The sequence below is a fragment of the Dehalogenimonas sp. W genome, assembly GCF_037094495.1.
Taxonomy (GTDB): Bacteria; Chloroflexota; Dehalococcoidia; order Dehalococcoidales; family Dehalococcoidaceae; genus Dehalogenimonas; species Dehalogenimonas loeffleri.
In genome coordinates this window covers 889,212-907,695 of sequence record NZ_CP146612.1, presented here as the reverse complement: position 1 = coordinate 907,695, position 18,484 = coordinate 889,212, and the positions used below count along the sequence as shown (strand labels likewise).

15 protein-coding genes, 1 tRNA gene and 1 riboswitch are annotated in these 18,484 nt (G+C 51.5%); of the genes, 14 read left to right on the top strand and 2 right to left on the bottom strand.

The genetic code is table 11. The annotated features are described in order from the left end of the window. The 9 genes from V8247_RS04730 to mnmA all read left to right on the top strand — a co-directional run bounded on the left by V8247_RS04730 (position 1) and on the right by mnmA (position 10,561). Positions 1–825 carry a 4Fe-4S dicluster domain-containing protein gene (locus V8247_RS04730; protein ID WP_338736690.1) on the top strand — a complete coding sequence of 275 codons (825 nt, stop codon included), beginning with the start codon at positions 1–3 and terminating at the stop codon, positions 823–825. Next, positions 826–1,989, top strand: a complete 1,164-nt coding sequence (gene nrfD / locus V8247_RS04725; protein WP_338736689.1) for an NrfD/PsrC family molybdoenzyme membrane anchor subunit — start codon at positions 826–828, stop codon at positions 1,987–1,989. Then, on the top strand, positions 1,990–2,841 hold the full coding sequence (locus tag V8247_RS04720; protein WP_338736688.1) for a formate dehydrogenase accessory protein FdhE: 852 nt from the start codon (positions 1,990–1,992) through the stop codon (positions 2,839–2,841). It abuts the gene before it with no gap. A gap of 149 nt (positions 2,842–2,990) precedes the next feature. Then, a complete protein-coding gene (locus V8247_RS04715; protein WP_338736687.1) occupies positions 2,991–4,409 on the top strand; it encodes an acetyl-CoA carboxylase biotin carboxylase subunit in 1,419 nt (472 codons plus the stop codon). A 27-nt stretch (positions 4,410–4,436) separates the two neighbouring features. Further along, the gene (locus V8247_RS04710) at positions 4,437–5,306 is read left to right on the top strand and encodes a PIG-L family deacetylase (RefSeq protein WP_338736686.1); all 870 of its coding nucleotides are present in this window, start codon (positions 4,437–4,439) and stop codon (positions 5,304–5,306) included. A 152-nt stretch (positions 5,307–5,458) separates the two neighbouring features. Then, a riboswitch (molybdenum cofactor riboswitch) is annotated at positions 5,459–5,601 on the top strand. A 251-nt stretch (positions 5,602–5,852) separates the two neighbouring features. Then, positions 5,853–6,650: a 4Fe-4S dicluster domain-containing protein gene (locus tag V8247_RS04705; RefSeq protein WP_338736685.1), complete on the top strand. Its 798-nt coding sequence runs from the start codon at positions 5,853–5,855 to the stop codon at positions 6,648–6,650. 1 nt (position 6,651) lies between these two features. Then, positions 6,652–7,701 carry a hydrogenase small subunit gene (locus V8247_RS04700; RefSeq protein WP_338736684.1) on the top strand — a complete coding sequence of 350 codons (1,050 nt, stop codon included), beginning with the start codon at positions 6,652–6,654 and terminating at the stop codon, positions 7,699–7,701. 34 nt (positions 7,702–7,735) lie between these two features. Continuing rightward, positions 7,736–9,307 (top strand): nickel-dependent hydrogenase large subunit, encoded by a 1,572-nt coding sequence (locus V8247_RS04695; RefSeq protein WP_338736682.1) that lies wholly within the window; start codon positions 7,736–7,738, stop codon positions 9,305–9,307. Positions 9,308–9,478: 171 nt separating this feature from the next. Continuing rightward, positions 9,479–10,561, top strand: coding sequence for a tRNA 2-thiouridine(34) synthase MnmA (mnmA, locus tag V8247_RS04690; RefSeq protein ID WP_338736681.1), 1,083 nt, complete (start codon positions 9,479–9,481; stop codon positions 10,559–10,561). Positions 10,562–10,564: 3 nt separating this feature from the next. On the opposite strand, the gene rlmN is transcribed toward mnmA, so the two are convergent. Next, a complete protein-coding gene (gene rlmN / locus V8247_RS04685) occupies positions 10,565–11,668 on the bottom strand; it encodes a 23S rRNA (adenine(2503)-C(2))-methyltransferase RlmN (RefSeq protein ID WP_338736680.1) in 1,104 nt (367 codons plus the stop codon). A 93-nt stretch (positions 11,669–11,761) separates the two neighbouring features. After that, a tRNA-Val gene (locus tag V8247_RS04680) sits at positions 11,762–11,837 on the bottom strand. 289 nt (positions 11,838–12,126) lie between these two features. Between V8247_RS04680 and V8247_RS04675 the strand changes: the two genes are divergently transcribed. The 5 genes from V8247_RS04675 (at position 12,127) to V8247_RS04655 (ending at position 18,480) form a co-directional block, all read left to right on the top strand. Next, entirely contained in the window at positions 12,127–13,527 is a 1,401-nt protein-coding gene (locus V8247_RS04675; RefSeq protein ID WP_338736679.1) for a reductive dehalogenase, read from the top strand. 224 nt (positions 13,528–13,751) lie between these two features. After that, positions 13,752–15,149: a reductive dehalogenase gene (locus V8247_RS04670; RefSeq protein ID WP_338736678.1), complete on the top strand. Its 1,398-nt coding sequence runs from the start codon at positions 13,752–13,754 to the stop codon at positions 15,147–15,149. 242 nt (positions 15,150–15,391) lie between these two features. Then, positions 15,392–16,792, top strand: a complete 1,401-nt coding sequence (locus V8247_RS04665; protein WP_338736677.1) for a reductive dehalogenase — start codon at positions 15,392–15,394, stop codon at positions 16,790–16,792. A 184-nt stretch (positions 16,793–16,976) separates the two neighbouring features. Then, positions 16,977–17,708, top strand: coding sequence for a diphthine--ammonia ligase (locus V8247_RS04660; RefSeq protein WP_338736676.1), 732 nt, complete (start codon positions 16,977–16,979; stop codon positions 17,706–17,708). Further along, entirely contained in the window at positions 17,701–18,480 is a 780-nt protein-coding gene (locus tag V8247_RS04655) for a radical SAM protein (RefSeq protein ID WP_338736675.1), read from the top strand. The genes V8247_RS04660 and V8247_RS04655 overlap by 8 nt, the downstream gene beginning before the upstream one ends. Positions 18,481–18,484 lie beyond the last annotated feature (4 nt).

Here is an 18,484-nt window from a genome sequence, read left to right as displayed (position 1 = left end):
ATGGCTAAAGGACTATTAATTGATACAGTCAGGTGTACCGGTTGCCGCGGTTGCCAGAGTGCCTGCAAGCAATGGAATCTGAAACCGGCGGTGGAAACTTCCTACAACCCGAGCATGACCAATCCGATTGAGACAAACGCGCATACATACGTCCATGTAGAGTTCTTTGAGATCCCCAAACCTAACGGGGAAATTTCATGGCACTTCGTTTCCAAACGTTGTATGCACTGCATTCATCCGGCCTGCGTGTCGGTCTGCCCGGTCGGTGCCCTCCAGAAACTGGATAACGGCCGGGTCGTCTGGGAAGAAGGCAAATGCATCGGCTGCCGCTACTGCCAGAATGCCTGCCCCTTTGACATCCCCAAGTTCACCTGGTACGACGAGGACGGCAATATTGACAACTGGAACAAAATCGCCAAGTGCACCATGTGCTGGGACCGCGCCGAGACCGGCAATCCCACCGAGGAGCCCGCCTGTTCCAAGACCTGTCCGCCCAGCGCCATTTTTTACGGCGAACGGGAACAGTTGCTTTCGCTGGCCAAAAACCGCATTCAGCAACGCCCGGACAAATACTATAATCACATCTATGGTGAAAACGAAGCTGGCGGCACTCAGGTAATGTTCCTGGCTGGCGTTTCACCACTTGACATCGGCTTTCCAGAAGTGGAAAATGAGCCTCATCCCGATTTCACTTGGGATTTCCTTTCAAAGATCCCTTATGAAATAGCGGGTATTGCGGTGTTTTTAGCGGGAACTTATTACTTCCGCACCATGCGACTTAAAGCCAAAGGCGAATTAACTTCCGGAAAAGGAGGAACTCACTAGGTGAATAACAGAAATATTCCGTTGTTCAGCTTCTGGGGTGTAGTCCAGATTCTTCTTGGGCTGGGCGCCATCGGCGTTCTGGTTGCCAAGCTGGTCTTCGGCCTCGGAGCAATCACCAATCTGTCTGACAACTGGCCATGGGGCCTTTGGGTAGCCTTTGACATCGGTGTCTATATTGCCAGCGCCGCCGGTGGCTTCGTGCTGGCTGCCCTGGTCTACATCTTCCGGATTGAGACATTCCGACCTCTGGTAAAACCGGCCATCCTGATTGCGGCACTGTGTTACACCATTGGCGCCATCGGTATCGCGGTGGATCTCGGCCGGACACCGCTGATTGTTCATCCCTTATGGATGTGGCAACACAATTCCATCATGTTTGAGGTGGGGTGGTGCGTCATGATGTATCTCACCGTACTCTACCTTGAATTCAGTCCCAATATTTTTGAACGTATCGGATTCAAAAGCGCGGCCAAAATCCAGCACTTCCTGGCTATCCCGCTGGTCTCTTTTGGTATCATCCTGTCATTCTTGCATCAATCTTCCCTGGGTGCTCTCTTCCTGATTACTCCGGATCAGCATCCGCTGTGGCATCAGCATATGATGGGATACCTGTTTGTTATCTCGGCCATGGCTCTCGGTCTGGCAGTGCTAACCTTCTTTGGCCTGATTATTGCCAAATCATGGAAACTGACCACCAGACTGGACGTCTTCGCCAAGCTTATGCCCATAGCTGCCGGAATTCTGGTGGTCTGGCTTGGTGTCCGGTTCTATGACCTGGCTCAGGGCGGTAATCTGTCGGCTTTCGCTATGGATGAATTCGGTGCTTTATTCGCAGCTGAAATTGCGTTAGGTGCCGTAATTCCGATCATCCTTATCGCCATCAAGAAAGTTCGGGAATCTCGTGCCGGATTGATGTGGATTTCGGGACTGATCATCCTGGGTATCATGCTTAACCGCATCAGCACCCTGGTTGTATCCCACGCTCCGGCCCGGGTTGGAGAGTATTTCCCAACTGTATGGGAGTTCATCTTCACCTTAGGTTTAGTCGCCGGTGCGATGTACGTCTTCCGCCTGGCGGCCAAATACCTGCCGGTCTTATCAGAACAAAAGGCCGGATTGCCGGCGTCGGTAGCTAAAATGGATCCCGAGGTTGTACCGGCCTAAGTGAGTAGCTTTGATTATTCCATCTGTCGTTCTGAGTTACAAAAATATCAGAATGAGCAGCCTCAATTGGAGCCGCTTATCGGCCTAAACCAAAGAATACTGGATATTCAGGAGTCGGTTCGAGCCAGTCTCGGACCGGCTCCTGCCGTTTCAGCCTGGGGTATGGATAACCTTAATGCCGAAACCTCAGCCCTGGGTGACAAGGTGCCGGCAATTCCCGGTGATGTTTTTCGGCAGGCTGCGGCAAAGATGGCAACGGCCTTTAGTGACACAGCAGGTGTAGCCTTTCCCCTTGAACGTATCTTGAACCTGCCACAGCTTCAAGGAGATGATGTTTCCTCCATAGCTGCTAATCTGATGGAAAACGAACTTGACCTTGAAGCCCTGGCCGAGGGCAGTGGCTACAATGCCGAAACCATTGCTTTCTTTCTACACAATCTGCTGGTACCTTTTTATGAACATGCCGCCGAATCTTATTTTCCGGTTTTCATAAATCGGGAAGTCCCGTGGACCAAGGGTGTCTGCCCTTTCTGTGGTTCACCGGCCCGTTACGGGGTTATACACGATGAAAAGGGTTACCGGAAGCTTTATTGCGGCCTGTGCCGTAGTCAATGGCCCTATCCCCGCCATAAATGCCCGGTGTGCGAGAACCCTGAGCGGGTTGAAATCAGACAAATGACTTTAGGTGATGACAAGGCCCATATGGCCGAAGTCTGTGATACCTGCAAATCATACTTGAAAACTACAGACGAACGTAAATTGCAGCGTGAATCAGTCCCAGCCGCTGAAGACATCATAACCGCAAACATCGATATGGCAGCCACCAAAGAAGGGTATAGCCGGGCAGCCTGATCCATTCATTCAACAAACTAATCCTAACAGCGGGAACTTTTAATTTGAGTTCCCGCTGTTTTGTCTGACTGGGCTGGTTGGTTCTATTTAATACACCCCGCCGTTTGTGTTAATATAAGCTGAACAATCATTCAGGGAGACACCCGCTTATGATCAGCAAAATCCTTGTAGCTAATCGCGGTGAAATAGCGGTACGCGTCATGCGTGCCTGCCGCGAACTGGGCATTAATACCGTTGCTGTATATTCCGAGGCTGATAAAGATGCTTTTTTCACTTGCTACGCCGACGAGGCCTTTTTACTCGGCCCTGCCCCCGCCACATTATCCTATCTCAATATGGATAAGATTATTGAGATTGCCAAAGCCAGCGGTGCCGAGGCAATTCATCCCGGCTATGGCTTTCTATCTGAAAACCCCGCCTTTTCCAGGGCATGTGAAAAGGCCGGGATTGTCTTCATCGGACCTCCGGCGAGTGTCCTTGAACTGACCGGAAACAAGATTACCGCCCGGGAAGAGGCCGTTAAGGCGGGAGTACCGGTCATTCCGGGGACCGGCGAATGCCCGGCTGACTTTTCCGTTCTTCAGGACGAATTGGGCGATATCGGCTACCCGCTGATCGTCAAACCGGCCGGCGGCGGTGGCGGAATCGGCATGGTCATCGCCCGCAACGATAATGACCTGCAGCGCGCGCTGAGTTCTTCCCCGGAAATGGCAAAAAAATACTTCGGGGTCTCCAGCGTTTATATTGAAAAATACATTGAAAAACCCCGGCATATTGAATTTCAGATCCTCGCAGATACCAAGGGTAACGTAGTGCATCTGGGTGAACGTGAATGCTCCATTCAGCGGTTCCATTCCAAGGTGATTGAGGAAGCACCCTCCACCGCATTGTCCGTTGAGTTACGCGAGCAAATGGGGACGGCTGCCGTCAACCTGGCCCGGAGTATCGGTTATGTGGGTGCTGGAACCATTGAGTTTATTTTCTCGGAAGGGCGCTACTATTTTCTGGAAGTCAATGCCCGCATTCAGGTAGAACACGCTGTTACCGAAATGACCACCGGGATTGACCTGGTTAAAGAACAGATCAATATTGCTACCGGTTTGGACTTATCCGTCAAACAAGAGGATATCAAACACTATGGATGGGCTATCGAGTGCCGGGTCAACGCCGAGGACCCATTGCGCAACTTCATGCCCTCACCGGGCAAGATTTCCGGGTACCGTTCTCCCGGCGGCGTTGGTATCCGGGTGGATTCCGGAGTTCACCAGGGCTATGATATTCCCGACTGCTATCACCCCATGATCAGCAAGCTCGTGGCATGGGGCATTGATCGTAATGAAGCAATCAAACGAATGCGTCGGGCGCTCAGTGAATATATCATCGTCGGTGTGGATACTAATCTGACACTGCACAAGGCGATTATGGAAAATCCCCGCTTCGTTTCAGGCGACCTGGATACCGACTTTATCGCCCGTGAAGTCAGTCTGCTGGCGGATATGCAGAAGGTGAAGGAGCGCGACAAACCTGCTCAGATTCGTATGAGCCGCATATTTGAGGAATTATCCTGACCAACAGTTTCCTTATGAACAGGAATTATGACCACTACCCCCAAGAGATTATTATTCGTTGGCGCTCACCCCGATGATGAAAGTTTTGGGCCTGGCGCCACGCTGGCGCTTTACGTCCAAAATGGCGTCAGTGTATATTATGTCTGTGCCACCGGAGGGGAATCAGGTACGGTAGAGGCTAAATACCTGAATGGCTTCCCTTCAATCCGTGATTTAAGACAGTCGGAACTTGAATGTGCCGCAAAAGCTTTAGGGCTGGCAAAAGTATTTTATCTCGGCTATCGCGACTCAGGTATGCCGGGTAGCCCGGATAATCAAAATCCTGAATCCCTGTTCAGGGCACCGTTAGCAGACGTCACTGCCAGAATTGTGAAAATCATTCGTGAGGTCAAACCGCAGGTCGTGCTGACCCATGATCCACGCGGTGATTATGGTCATCCTGATCATGTTGCGGTCCATCAGGCTGCCACCGCCGCCTTTCACGCGGCCGGAGATGCCGGCCAATTCCCCCATTGCGGTCAGTCCTTCAGCCCACAAAAACTGTATTACAATGTAATGCCGCACCGTTTACTTAAGTTAATCATCAGGTTTTTACCATTGTTTGGGCAAGACCCAAAGCGTTTCGGAAGAAATCATGACATTGACCTGACAACCATCGTCAATCAGACGCTGCCCGCCACAACCGTAATTAAGCTGGATAGGCGCTCTTTGCGGATTCGTCACGCAGCCTCCATTTGCCACCAAAGTCAGATGCAAGGGGGGTCTCTACGCCGCACTGTATCAAACCTCTTGGAAAGATTCAGCGGTGCCAACGATGTTTTTAGCCTGGCGTTTCCCCAACAAAGCGGTGGCAAAACGGAAAATGATCTTTTTCAAGACTTGCCACCCCGAGTTTAGAGGCTATTGTCTGGCTTCTTTGACACTTTCGCAGGGGTCTGGGGGGTGATTTTATTAACCTCAATCGGGGCTGAACCCCGCTTGATACCAACCTCTGGTCCGCTATTCTTATTGACACTATTAATGACCGGTGTTAAAATCGCTCCGATTATTAAAGTGTAATTCTTCGAGTCTCCCGGCCTGGGGCGTTATTTGCTACGGTCGGTTGACCGGCAGGTAGTGTAACTACCTCAAAGGTGACGCTGAGAAATCGCGGTGCCTCCCATTATGGAAAGGAGATTGCATACATTCGTTGGTGCGGGTCCGTTGTGTGGGTAAAAACTCCCCAAAGTTAATAATTAACCATGATATTATTGCTTTCTAACTTTAACCGCGACACAGCTCAATGCATCAATCTTTGCATCACAAGATTCACATTTATGTTAACTTCTCCCTTCAACCTTCATCCAGAATTGAAATACCGCATATTGACCAACTCAGGGCTTTGATGGTCATTTCCGTGATGAAATAATTTCTTAAATACAAACCCGGGAAAGGAGTTACAATATGCCCGTAGGTATGCTCATTGACACTACCAAGTGCATCCTGTGCCGGTTATGCGAGGTTGAATGTCACAAGTTCTACGAACTTAAGGACAAACGGTTCGCCGGTACGGACGACGCTCCGGAACTTGACGCTTATCACTATGTGGTTTTACAGGCGCATCAGGTACCCTATTATGACCGGACACAGGTCATCGGCGTCAGCAAACGCTGTCTCCACTGTTTCAGTCCGGCCTGTGCCTCAGTCTGTCCGGTAGGCGCTCTGCACAAAGAACCCAACGGCGCCGTCGTCTGGGAGGAAGGCAAGTGTATCGGCTGTCGTTATTGCCAAAACGCCTGCCCTTTTGACATTCCTAAATTTGAATGGGATGAACCCTGGCCCAAGATTTCCAAGTGCATCTTCTGCAATGACCGTAAACTGGCCGTTGGTGAAAATCCGGTGTGCTTTGATGTCTGCCCGACCAAAGCTATCCGCTTTGGAGAACGCGCCGATATGATTGCGCTGGCGCATGAGCGAATTCAAAACGAACCTGACAAATATTACGACCATATTTACGGCGAACATGAAGCCGGCGGTACCGCAGTGATGTACATCAGTTCGGTCGCCCCAGAGGAAATCGGCTTCATTGAAGTTGAAAAGGAACTCTACCCCCCGTTGACCAGGGAGTTTCTCAGCAAGATTCCTCTTGAAATATCCGCCATCGCCTTGTTCCTGACCGGCACCTATCTCTTCCGCACCCGCCGGGAAGCTAAATTCAAGGCAGAAGCACTCCAACAACCCAGCCAGGAGGACCGAGGTTAAAATGACAACACAACTGACTCGTCGTAACTTTGTTGGACTCTGTGCCGGCTCTACCGCGGCCTTAGGCCTTTCACTCTTTAAGAATCCGGAATTTGAACGACTTTTTGCCGCCGGCTTGAATGAAGTACCGGTTATCTGGTTTCAGGGATCTGGCTGTAACGGTTGTTCCGTATCCGCACTCAACGGTTTCCCTGTCACCATTCAAGACCTGTTGCTCTCCGAGGTTGTCACCGGTAGCCATGTCAGCCTGCGTTTCCACAATACCGTCATGGCCGCCCAGGGCGACCTGGCCATGCAAGCCCTGTACGACACCGAAACCGGTCCTTTCGCCCTTATCGTGGAAGGCGGCATTCCGCTGAAAGACGGCGGTATTTATTGTGAAGTTGGCGAAAAGGATGGCCACGGCATCCCGATGACCGAAACCATTGAACGCTTAGGTAAAAAAGCCATCGCCACCATTGCTCTCGGCACCTGCGCTTCATCCGGCGGCATCTCCGCATCTCCTCCCAATCCCGGGGAAGTTGTGGGCGTGGCCGAATTCTACAAGCAAAAAGGCATCACAACCCCTGTCATCAATATTACTGGCTGTCCGCCGCACCCGGATTGGTTGGTGGTGCCGCTGGCCCAGGTGCTTATGGACGGGCCTGAATCAGTTGAAGTAGATGAAGATCTGCGGCCCAAGACTATTTACAGTAAGCTCATCCATGACCAGTGCCCGCGCCGAGGTCAGTTTGACGCCGGCAAGTTTGCAGAGAAATTCGGTGATCCAGATTGTCTGTTCAAACTGGGTTGTAAGGGCCCGATCTGCCACGCCGACTGCAATGACCGGTTGTGGAATAATAAAACCCGCTGGTGTATTGAAGCCGGGGCCCCCTGCATCGGCTGTGCCGAGATGGCTTTCCCGTCCGGACTTGGACCTATCCACGAACCGATGGACATTACTGAAGACAAGATTGGCGATAAAGCTGCCTTGGGTCTGGCCGGTGCCACTCTGGCAACAATGGGAGTCCTCGCCGTTACAAAAAATAAATCCGGCAATGCCGGTCACTGATATCTTGAGGAAGAAGAGGGAGAACTAAACACACATGGCTAAAATTGTAATAGATCCGATTTCCCGAATCGAAGGCCATCTCAAGATTGAGGTGGTTGTAGAGGACGGCGTTGTCAAAGACGCCCATTCCACCGGAACAATGTTCCGCGGCTTTGAGATTTTTCTTAAAGGCCACAATCCTACCGATGCCCAGCATTACACCCAGCGTATCTGCGGCGTCTGCCCTACCTCCCATGGGATGACTGCCGTCCTTAATCTTGACAGCGCCCTGGGCGTAGACGACAAGATTCCCGATAACGGGCGTATCATCCGCAACCTGATCCAAGGCGCCAACTACATTCAATCTCATATCCTGCATTTCTACCACTTAGCCGCGCTGGATTATGTTGATGTTACCGCCGTTGCCGATTATAGCGGCAACGATCCCGGGTTGACCAAGGTTCAGCAATTTATCGGACGGGCTTTGGCTGCTGGTGACAATTCCATGCTCGGGCCTTTCTGGCCGCGTTATGAGGGTGATTATCGGCTGTCCAAGGCGATAAATGTCAAAGCAGTTCAGGACTACGTTGAAGCGCTGAATATGCGGCGTATCGCCCACGAAATGAGTGCGATTTTCTCCGGACGTATCCCCCACAGCCCGGCTCTGGTAGCCGGCGGAGCGACTCAGGGACCCACTGAGGACAATGTCGCCGCCTTCCGCGCCAAACTGACCAAGCTGCGCAAATTCACTGATGAAGTCTATATCCCCGATGTCATCGCGGTTGCCGAGGCTTATTCTGATCACTTTGAACAGGGTTTCGGCTGCGGCAATGTCCTGTCGTATGGCGTTTTTGACCTTGATGGTAAAGAAAAAGACCTGGCCAAGCGCCAACGTTTCCTGCCCCAGGGTATTGCCTCCGGACTGAATGCGGGTATTTTTGATCCCCGCAAAATAACCGAAGACGTAAAATATGGCTGGTTCTCCAGCGGTTCGGGCTACCCGGGTGACACCGATACTGTTGATGACCCCAACAAATCCGGAGCCTATACCTGGCTCAAAGCACCCCGTTATGATGGGAATGTTTATGAAGTCGGCCCATTGGCTCGCGTTCTTGTGGCTTATCTTGCCGGGGACACCACAGCCCAGAAACTGGTTAATGACACCCTGGCCCATTTCGGTGCCCCGCCAGCCGCCTTATTCAGCACTCTGGGCCGACACGCCGCCCGAGCTTTGGAATGTAAAATGGTTGCCGACGCCATGGATAAATGGCTGGATGAACTCAAGCCCGGCGAACCGGTTAACGTTAAAACCGAAATCCCCGATTCCGCCCAGGGCATGGGTCTCTGGGAAGCCCCACGCGGCGCCCTCGGTCACTGGATCAGCATCAAGGACCAGAAGATTGAGCGTTACCAATGCGTGGTTCCCTCCACCTGGAACTGCTCGCCGCGGGATAACAATGACCAACCCGGCGCTCTGGAACAATCCCTTATCGGAGCCAAGGTCAAGGACGAGGCAAATCCATTTGAAGTCGTCCGCATCGTAAGGGCTTTTGACCCCTGTCTGGCCTGTGCCGTCCACGTTGTCAGCCCCAAAGGCCACGAAAAAGGCCGGTTCCAGATCTGCTAGTTTTTCAACTCTGACACCTACACAGGCATCCACCCGCCTCCTTAACCGGAGGCGGGTTCCATTTGAGGCGAAGATTTATCGCCCCTGAGTTTGCGGCTTAATTCATTTTTCTATATGCTTCTATTAATAACAATCAAATGATAAAATATTTTATAAATTTCTGGTTTTCTGATGGCCGGTAAGATATTAGCCGCCCTCTCCGGTGGCGTTGATTCGGCAGTTGCCGCTGCCCTGATGCAAGAACAAGGACATCAAGTCACTGGAATCATCATGACCATTTACGGCGGCGATGAATCCGTAGTCCCCGCCGGTCATAAGCACGGCTGTTACGGCCCGGGTGAAGCCGAGGATGTACGGGATGCTCAGGCAGTTGCGACAGCACTGGGTATTGAACTTCGTGTCTTTGATCTCAAAGCTGAATACCAGGCCATGGTACTGGATCATTTCAAAGCTGAGTACCACGCCGGCCGCACACCAAATCCGTGTGTGTATTGTAACCAGCGCATCAAGTTGGGCGCTTTGCTGGACAAAGCGAGGAATTCCGGCCTGGATTTTGACTTCGTCGTAACCGGCCACTACGCCCGAACCGACCGGGAAACGCTATCCGGGCGACACCGGCTGCTGCGCGCCTTGAATCATGCCAAGGATCAATCATATTTTCTATCAAGGTTGTCTCAGGAACAGCTGGAAATTGTCCGTTTTCCTCTGGGTGAGCTGACCAAGGAAGAAGTACGACAACTGGCTGCCCGGCTGACGCTGCCGGTTTCGGAAAAAGAAGAGAGTCAGAATTTCATCGCCGGCGGATACCGGCAACTGATGTGTGATGAGGCAGAATCAGGTCCCATTCTGGATGAAGCCGGCAATACCCTCGGCCAACACTCCGGCATCGCCAATTTTACCATCGGGCAGCGTCAGGGGCTGGGAATAGCCGCTAAGGATCCCCTGTACGTTATTCGCTTGGAACCTGAGCGTAATGCGGTCATTGTGGGCAGCAGAGACTCTGTTTACCGTTCCGAATTATCAGCCGGAGATTTGAATTGGATTTCCATTGATGGGTTGGATAATACGATTTGTGTCACCGCACGCATTCGTTCCGGCGCCCGGCCGGTGGCGGCGAAGATAACACCGGTGACTGACGGCACAGCCGTTGATGTTGTCTTCAAGGAACCCCAGATGGCCCCCGCTCCCGGTCAGTCAATTGTATTTTATGATGGTGACGTGGTTGTCGGTTCCGGCATTATCACCGGAAAGTAAAGGCTACTCCTCGGCAGCGACTCGGTCTCCGTCCAGCCGACGACTCCGTAACTGCCCGCAACCGGCTTGTATATCCGTCCCGCGAGCCATACGAAGCATCGTCCTGAATCCGCCGCTGATAAGTTGTCTTTGAAATTTCATTGCCTGCTCTACTGAAGTCGGTTTAAAGTTTTCAGGTGACGTTAGGTTACCCGGTATTAAGTTGATGGTACAATCCAGATTATCTAAAAGTGCAATCAGATCAGTAGCACCAAGGACAGAATCATTTACCCCTTCAAACAAAGCATATTCAATAAATATCTTGCGTCCTGTCTTATCAGCATACTCATGGCAAGCATCCATCAATTCGGCTAAGGGATATTTCTTGTTGATCGGAACCAGGTAATCCCGCATGTCGTTATTGGCGGCGTGTAGCGAGACTGCCAGTTGAACTTGAAGTTTTTCCCCGGCCAGTCGCCGGATTTGAGGTACCAACCCGGAGGTTGACAGCGTAAGCTGGTGGCTTCCCAATCCAAGACCCCGCTGATCGTTTAACATCGCGATGGCGTGACTGACATTCTCGTAATTGGCCAACGGTTCCCCCATGCCCATAAAAACCACATTGCTCAACCAGCCTTTTCCGTTATCCCCATCGGTATCACCCAACCACCTCAGAAAATAGAGAATCTGATTGAGAATTTCGTTAGGCCGGAGATTACGCTCAAAACCCTGGCGACCGGTCGCGCAGTAGCGACATCCGATTGAGCAGCCGACCTGACTGGAAACGCATACTGTGCGCCTTTCACGTCCCGTGCTGCTATTCCTGAAAAACATCAGCGTAGACTCTATGGTCTTGCCGTCCTCCAGCTGGAAAAGGATCTTTCGAGTCAGGCCGTCATCCGAAATCTGTTCTTCCAGCGGGTCAAGTGTCCCCAGCCCGGCATATTCTGCTAATTTACCGCTCAAAGACGAATTCACACCGGGTATTTCGCTCAGACTGGTGACCTGGCTCTTGAATATTCCCTTTATCAGCAAGCCAGATTGAGTGGATTTTTCACCGATGCTTTCCAAATAATCCGCCAGATGAGCAGGCGAATAATCCAGAATATTGACTTTCGGCTGTAACATTAAGACAAATTTCCAGCTTTTATTGGCTACTCTGAACGGAGGTCTTTGGGGTCGCTCCCAAGTGAATGGGGTGTGCAAGGAAATACGTTGATATGGTGGGCGGCCGTGGACTCGAACCACGGACTTCCTGCGTGTGAAGCAGGCGTTCTAACCACTGAACTAGCCGCCCGAGCAGTAAAGGCTATTTTAGCCCAAATAGCTTACGTTGTAAACCGTTCTCATTTTATAGATTGCGTTATTATTAATTAGTGTTATTAACTTATGGTTATCATACCCTTATTAAAAATACGCCTATATGCGTATATACATTTTGTTACCTATGAGTTACTATATTATGTAGTTACAGTTTCATCCCCTACCAAAGGAGGGTTATTCCAGAACTGACGACAGGAAGAGACCGGTGACTGCGGGAAAGACCGTTTGCCAACAAATTAAATATTTAAAGGGAGAATTACAAAATGTCCAAAATATTCCATTCCACACTCAGTCGTCGCGACTTTATGAAGAGTCTCGGTTTGGCTGGCGCCGGCATGGGAGCCGCCGCAGCTCTGGCTCCGGGTTTCAAAGATCTGGATGAACTGGCTTCTGCCGGTAATAATCAGTCCCATCCGTGGTGGGTCAAAGACCGCGAACATCACGATCCCACCACCGAAATTGATTGGAACACTTTCAAATCGTATGATGGCACCGTCAACAAGATGCCCAGTATCTCAGCTGAGGCGCGTGCTGCCAACACAGCCCGGGACACAGCTATTGAGAAGGCGGCTTACGCAAACAAGACACCTGGCGACTCTGTCCGTGACTATGCCTTCGGTCAGGGCTCCAGCTTCATCGGGCCCAATGCTCCGTGGGATGGCCCGGCCGGTTCTCTGCCTGCCAATGCCGAAGGCAAACGCTGGGAGGACTCCGCCGAAAATAACCTCCAGATGATGCGCGCCGCCCTGCACACCTACGGTGCCGTTCTCACCGGAGCTTTGGAAGTCAATGAGAAGACACGTCAAATCTTCGATGCCTCCGGTTTCGTCTTTGATTCCTCTGATGTCGGCTATCAGGACGAAAAGAAGGTCTACCATATCCCCCAGAAAGCCAAATACATGCTCACCTTTACCACCCAGCAGCATTACATCCAGAGCCTCTACCAGTTGCGTAAGGATGACAGCTATCCCGGCGGCTATGGCACCAAGAAGCAACTCGGCAACCAGGCCATCGGCCACGCCTACTCCCACGCCGCTCAGGTCGGCTACATGGCCATGCGCATGGTCAAAAACCTCGGCTACGGCACCTACAAGACCGGTGTCCGCGCCAACGTCCCGCTGGGTGTCTTTTCTGGCCTTGGCGAGCAGGGGCGCTCAACACACCTCCTTACCCCCCGCTACGGTTTGATGGTACGCTACACTAATTACTTCTTCACCGATATGCCGCTGGCCGCAACCCCGCCGATGGATGCCGGATTGACCACTTTCTGCAAGACCTGTGTCCGCTGCGGTGAACGCTGCCCGTCCGAATCAATTTCTCAAGAAAACGATACGTCTTGGGACACTGCCAGCACCGGTAATCGTCCTGGATACAAAGGTTGGTTCATGAACTGGCAAACCTGTATCAATTTTGGCTCTCCCCAGGCCTGCGGCAACTGCCAGGCCACCTGTCCCTTCAACCATGCCTCTGACGGCCTGATTCATCCCATCGTCCGTGCTACCGCCGCGGCTACTCCCATCTTCAACAGCTTCTTCGCCACCATGGACCGCGCTTTCAGCTACGCTGAAGCCAAGTCTGACGAGGAACTGGAAGCTTGGTGGACCCGGGATCTGGATAGCTGGAATGGCGACACCACCCTCGGCTCCGGTAAGAACGTCTGGTAACATTCTGAATTCAGTAAAGAAAGAGGGGCGGCCAAATGGCCGCCCCTCTTATTATATATACTTTAGTCGTGTTTTTTTTGTACTTTCTGCTATACCCAAAATGCTTAGAATGATTAGTCCTTTGGTACGATGTTTTAGGTGATGCAACCTCCTATAATAATTACCAATAGATACCTGCGGAATATATTCTGTAATCTATAATTATTATTGTTCGGAGGATTCAAATGTCTAAATTCCACACAACTCTCAGTCGTCGCGATTTCATGAAGGCGCTGGGCGTTTCCAGCGTCGGCTTGGGTGCCGCCGCAACCATCACCCCCGGTTTCAAGGACTTGGATGAACTGGCTTCTGCCGGTAATAATCAGTCCCATCCCTGGTGGGTCAAAGACCGCGAACATCACGATCCCACCACAGAGATCGATTGGAACACTTTCAAGGCCTTTGATAGGAAGGCCAATCCTATGCCTGATTTATCATCCGGAGCACGAGAAGCCAACACCGCCCGTGATGACGCTCTTGGGTATGCCGCTTTTAAAAACAAGACCCCGGGTGATTCGTTGAGAGACACCGCTTTCGGCCAGGGTTCCAGCTTCATCGGCCCTAACGCCCCTTGGGATGGGCCGTCAGCATCTTTACCAAAATATGCTGACGGTGTCCGATGGGAAGATACCCGGGAAAATAACCTTCAGATGATGCGGGCTGCCCTGCACACCTACGGTGCCGTTCTCACCGGAGCTTTGGAAGTCAATGAGAAGACACGTCAAATCTTCGATGCCTCCGGTTTCGTCTTTGATTCCTCTGATGTCGGCTATCAGGACGAAAAGAAGGTCTACCATATCCCCCAGAAAGCCAAATACATGCTCACCTTTACCACCCAGCAGCATTACATCCAGAGCCTCTACCAGTTGCGTAAGGATGACAGCTATCCCGGCGGTTATGGCACCAAGAAGCAACTCGGCAACCAGGCCATCGGCCACGCCTACTCCCACGCCGCTCAGGTCGGCTACATGGCCATGCGTATGGTAAAAACCTTGGGTTACGGCACATACAAAGCCGGCGTGACAGCCAATGTTCCCCTGGGTGTCTTCTCCGGCCTTGGCGAGCAGGGGCGTTCAACGCACCTTCTCACCCCCCGCTACGGTTTGATGGTGCGCTACACCAATTACTTCTTCACCGATATGCCGCTGGCCGCTACTCCGCCGATGGACGCCGGATTGACCACTTTCTGCAAGACCTGTGTCCGCTGCGGTGAACGCTGCCCGTCCGAATCAATTTCTCAAGAAAACGATACATCCTGGGACACTGTCAGCACCGGTAATCGGCCCGGCTACAAAGGCTGGTTCATGAACTGGCAGACTTGTCGAGACTTTGGTTCTCCCCAGGCCTGCGGCAACTGCCAGGCCACCTGCCCCTTCAACCATGCTTCTGACGGCCTGATTCATCCCATCGTCCGTGCTACAGCCGCGGCAACCCCCATCTTCAACAGCTTCTTCGCCACCATGGACCGCGCTTTCAGCTACGCTGAAGCCAAGTCTGACGAAGAACTGGAAGCTTGGTGGACCCGGGATCTGGATAGCTGGAATGGCGACACTACCCTTGGTTCCGGTAAGAACGTCTGGTAAAATATTTCCAACCTGTATTTCAGAAGAGGGCGGCTTTTTAGCCGCCCTCTTCTTGTGTTATTAATTATATAACTTATGTTATCTTTTACTAATTATAAATACGCCTAATGGCGGATATACATTACCTTGTTAATATACTACAATACTTGGAGTTAAAGAATCATTAGGTTGATTAATTCAAACTGACACCCAGGGCAGACCGAAATGCAACCTTAAACAAAATAGAGTTGGAGGAAATGTTAATGGGCAACAAATTTCATAGTACACTGAGCCGTCGTGATTTTATGAAAGGACTCGGTATAGCCGGAGCAGGTATCGGTGCTGCGGCTGCCGTTGCGCCTTCTTTCAGTGATCTTGATGAGCTGACAACCTCGGGCAGCAACTCCGCCCGTCACCCTTGGTGGGTCAAGGAAAATGAATTGGAACACATCACCTCTGAAGTAGACTGGAAGCTGTTCACACAATACGATTCCAGCGCCAACCCGGTGCCGAACCCCAGCGCGGAAAATGCGGCTTGGCGTAAAGAGCGTGATGCAAAATTTGATTCGGATGGATTGGTACAAAAGATCCCCGGACGAGACGTCCGTTGTGCTGCTCTGGCAGACATGGTCACCGGTCTACAACCAGCAGCCCCGTGGGATGGTCCGGCAGGCGTCGCTCAGCCTCAAGACAAAGGCGCAGCTCGCTGGGAAGGCAGTGCCGAAGATAACACCAACATGCTCCGGGCCGCCCTGCACCTGGCTTCTGCCAACCAGGTCGGCGCCATGGAGCTCAACGACCACATGCTCCAGATCTTCACCAAAGGTGCCGTTGTTTTTGATTCCAGCGAAAAAGGCTATCAGGAAGGAAAAGTGTACCATATTCCTTCAAAATGTAAATATCTTCTGACTTATTCGGTTCAACAGAACTATATCCAAGGCTTGTACCAGCTCCGCGAAGATGAAGCCTACCCCGGCAAACTGGCCATGCCAATGCCGCTAGGCCGCCCGGCCATTCATCGTGCTTACGGCGATGGCCGATACACCGAGTGGCAAGCCATGCGCTTCATCAAAGCGTTAGGTTACCATGCTTATAAAGCCGGAGTTACCACCAACGTCGCACTGGGCATCTTCTCTGGACTTGGCGAACAAGGCCGGGCTACCTACATGATGACGCCACGTTCCGGTCTCCAGACCCGTATCACCAACTACATCATTACCGATTTGCCGTTGGCTCCCACTAATCCCATCGACTTCGGCGGCTCAAAGTTCTGCGAAACCTGCATGCGCTGTGCCGAAAAATGCCCTTCAGAAGCGCTAGGACAACAGAAAGAGCCTACTTGGGATATGGGCCCTGGGAACCGACCAGGGTACCGCGGCTGGCGCGTCGATTGGCTCAAATGTAAGGAAACCGGCGCACCGTCCCGTTGCGGTGTTTGTCATACTCTCTGTCCTTTTAACCATCCCAATGAAGGTCTTGTCCATCCTATGGTCAGGGCAGTTTCGGCCACCACTCCTATCTTTGACGGTTTCTTTGCGAGCATGGATCGCATTTTCCAATATGCCGAACCCAAGAGCCCTGAAGAGCTTGAAGCCTGGTGGACCCGAGATCTTGAAAATTGGAAACCAGACGTTACTCACGGTGCCGGCACTTTTCAGTGGTAAGACCTCAAAGTGAAAAATTTTAGAAGAGGGCGGTCAAATGACCGCCCTCTTCTTCTGCCTGGTCGCTGTTATATACGATAACTGCTTCGTTAGGGCTGGTTATATAATGTATTTTGCGGTAAAATACGGGGAGTAATTTTGCGTTAGCGGCTCAGCCGCGTTTTTTGCGAAAGGGCATCACACCATGGACGTTTTTGTATCCTGGAGCGGGGGTAAAGATTGCTGTCTGGCCACTTACAGGGCGCAGAAGGCAGGTCACCGAATTCGCCGTTTGGCCAGCATCGTCACCGAACACTCCGGCGAAGTTTGGCCACATCGTATTCCACCACAGGTCGTTGAGCTTCAAGCTGAGGCTTTAGGCATACCGCTTACACGGACAATTACCACTGTTGACTCCTATAATGACAGCTACCGCGATATGCTCCAGAAATTCCAGGCCGAAGGTATAACCGGTGGTGTTTTTGGAGATGTTTCGGTCGGGAATTATCTTGCCGAAAAACATTTGAATTGGGTTAATAGTGTTTGTGAACCGGCGGGCATTACCCCTATATTACCTCTTTGGGATGAAGGACGAGCTTCCTTACTGACCGACCTCATTGATTCCGGATTCACCGCCATCATCATCGTCGTTGATGACACCCGCCTGGGCAAAGAATGGTTGGGTCGCAAGTTGGATCATGAAACCCTGTCTGAGCTTCGTGCCCGGGCTGAGTCTTCTCCCTCCGGACAGGTGGGGTATTACCACACACTGGTCATTGACGGCCCAATATTTGCCAAGCGTTTAGAAATCACCGAATTTGAACCAGTCTTAATTTACGGAAACTGGTTCATGGGAATTCATGATTGCTGTCTGGTTGAAAAAACTGGTACCGGCTCAAAGGCCGCAGTTACTCCCCGGAGCCTTCACAATGACTAATCCCCGACCGGAAAACGGTGTCGTGGACCTGAGGGTATATCACGTCGTCTATGAGCCCAGTTACAAATCCATAATATTTCACCATTGGACTGAGTGTAATCTTAAATGCCGCGGCTGCTATTGCCAGCGCGAAAAATTGGATTTTTCCCTGCTGCCGGATTGGCAGTTACGTCTGGCGACCAATCCACCTGAATCCCCGCCGGAGAAGCTGCTGTCACTACCGGAAACATTGTATTTGATTGAAGAATTAGCAATTGAACGAGCCATCTATATAGGCATTGAGCCGACGCTGGATCCGGGTTTTCCGGCGCTAGCAAAAGCTCTAAAAACACAATACCAGGCCTACAACATCCTCTTTACCAACGGCTTGGTACTGCCGGATATATCCAACATTGATGAAATAATCGTCAGTCTCAAGGCCATTACCCCGGAACTCTACCGTGAATATACGGCCGCCGATAACAGGAAAGCTCTGCACAATTTCCGTAAAATATATGAAACAGGTAAAAAACTACAGGCGGAAATAACCCTGATTCCCGGCATTATTGAGGCTGATGAAGTAGAAAAAGCAGCCGAATTCATCGCCTCGGTCAATCCAGCCATCCCGCTTAGAATCAATGGTTTTATCAGTCTGAATGGTGTGGAATACCGCGCGCCTTCCGGCGAGGAAGTTGAGACGGCGGCAAACCTTGCCAAGAAACATTTAAATACCGTAAATTATCTTTCCGGCGAGATGTCGCGAGTCGGCGACCCACCGGTCAGGGTTTATTAGGAGA

Bases quoted from the DNA above. Each gene is read 5' to 3' on its own strand.
- V8247_RS04730 (WP_338736690.1), top strand. From the start codon at position 1: ATGGCTAAAGGACTATTAATTGATACAGTCAGGTGTACCGGTTGCCGC.
- V8247_RS04695 (WP_338736682.1), top strand. From the start codon at position 7,736: ATGGCTAAAATTGTAATAGATCCGATTTCCCGAATCGAAGGCCATCTC.
- V8247_RS04675 (WP_338736679.1), top strand. From the start codon at position 12,127: ATGTCCAAAATATTCCATTCCACACTCAGTCGTCGCGACTTTATGAAG.
- mnmA (WP_338736681.1), top strand. From the start codon at position 9,479: ATGGCCGGTAAGATATTAGCCGCCCTCTCCGGTGGCGTTGATTCGGCA.
- V8247_RS04700 (WP_338736684.1), top strand. From the start codon at position 6,652: ATGACAACACAACTGACTCGTCGTAACTTTGTTGGACTCTGTGCCGGC.
- V8247_RS04660 (WP_338736676.1), top strand. From the start codon at position 16,977: ATGGACGTTTTTGTATCCTGGAGCGGGGGTAAAGATTGCTGTCTGGCC.
- V8247_RS04705 (WP_338736685.1), top strand. From the start codon at position 5,853: ATGCCCGTAGGTATGCTCATTGACACTACCAAGTGCATCCTGTGCCGG.
- rlmN (WP_338736680.1), bottom strand. From the start codon at position 11,668: ATGTTACAGCCGAAAGTCAATATTCTGGATTATTCGCCTGCTCATCTG.
- V8247_RS04655 (WP_338736675.1), top strand. From the start codon at position 17,701: ATGACTAATCCCCGACCGGAAAACGGTGTCGTGGACCTGAGGGTATAT.
- V8247_RS04665 (WP_338736677.1), top strand. From the start codon at position 15,392: ATGGGCAACAAATTTCATAGTACACTGAGCCGTCGTGATTTTATGAAA.
- V8247_RS04670 (WP_338736678.1), top strand. From the start codon at position 13,752: ATGTCTAAATTCCACACAACTCTCAGTCGTCGCGATTTCATGAAGGCG.
- V8247_RS04715 (WP_338736687.1), top strand. From the start codon at position 2,991: ATGATCAGCAAAATCCTTGTAGCTAATCGCGGTGAAATAGCGGTACGC.
- V8247_RS04710 (WP_338736686.1), top strand. From the start codon at position 4,437: ATGACCACTACCCCCAAGAGATTATTATTCGTTGGCGCTCACCCCGAT.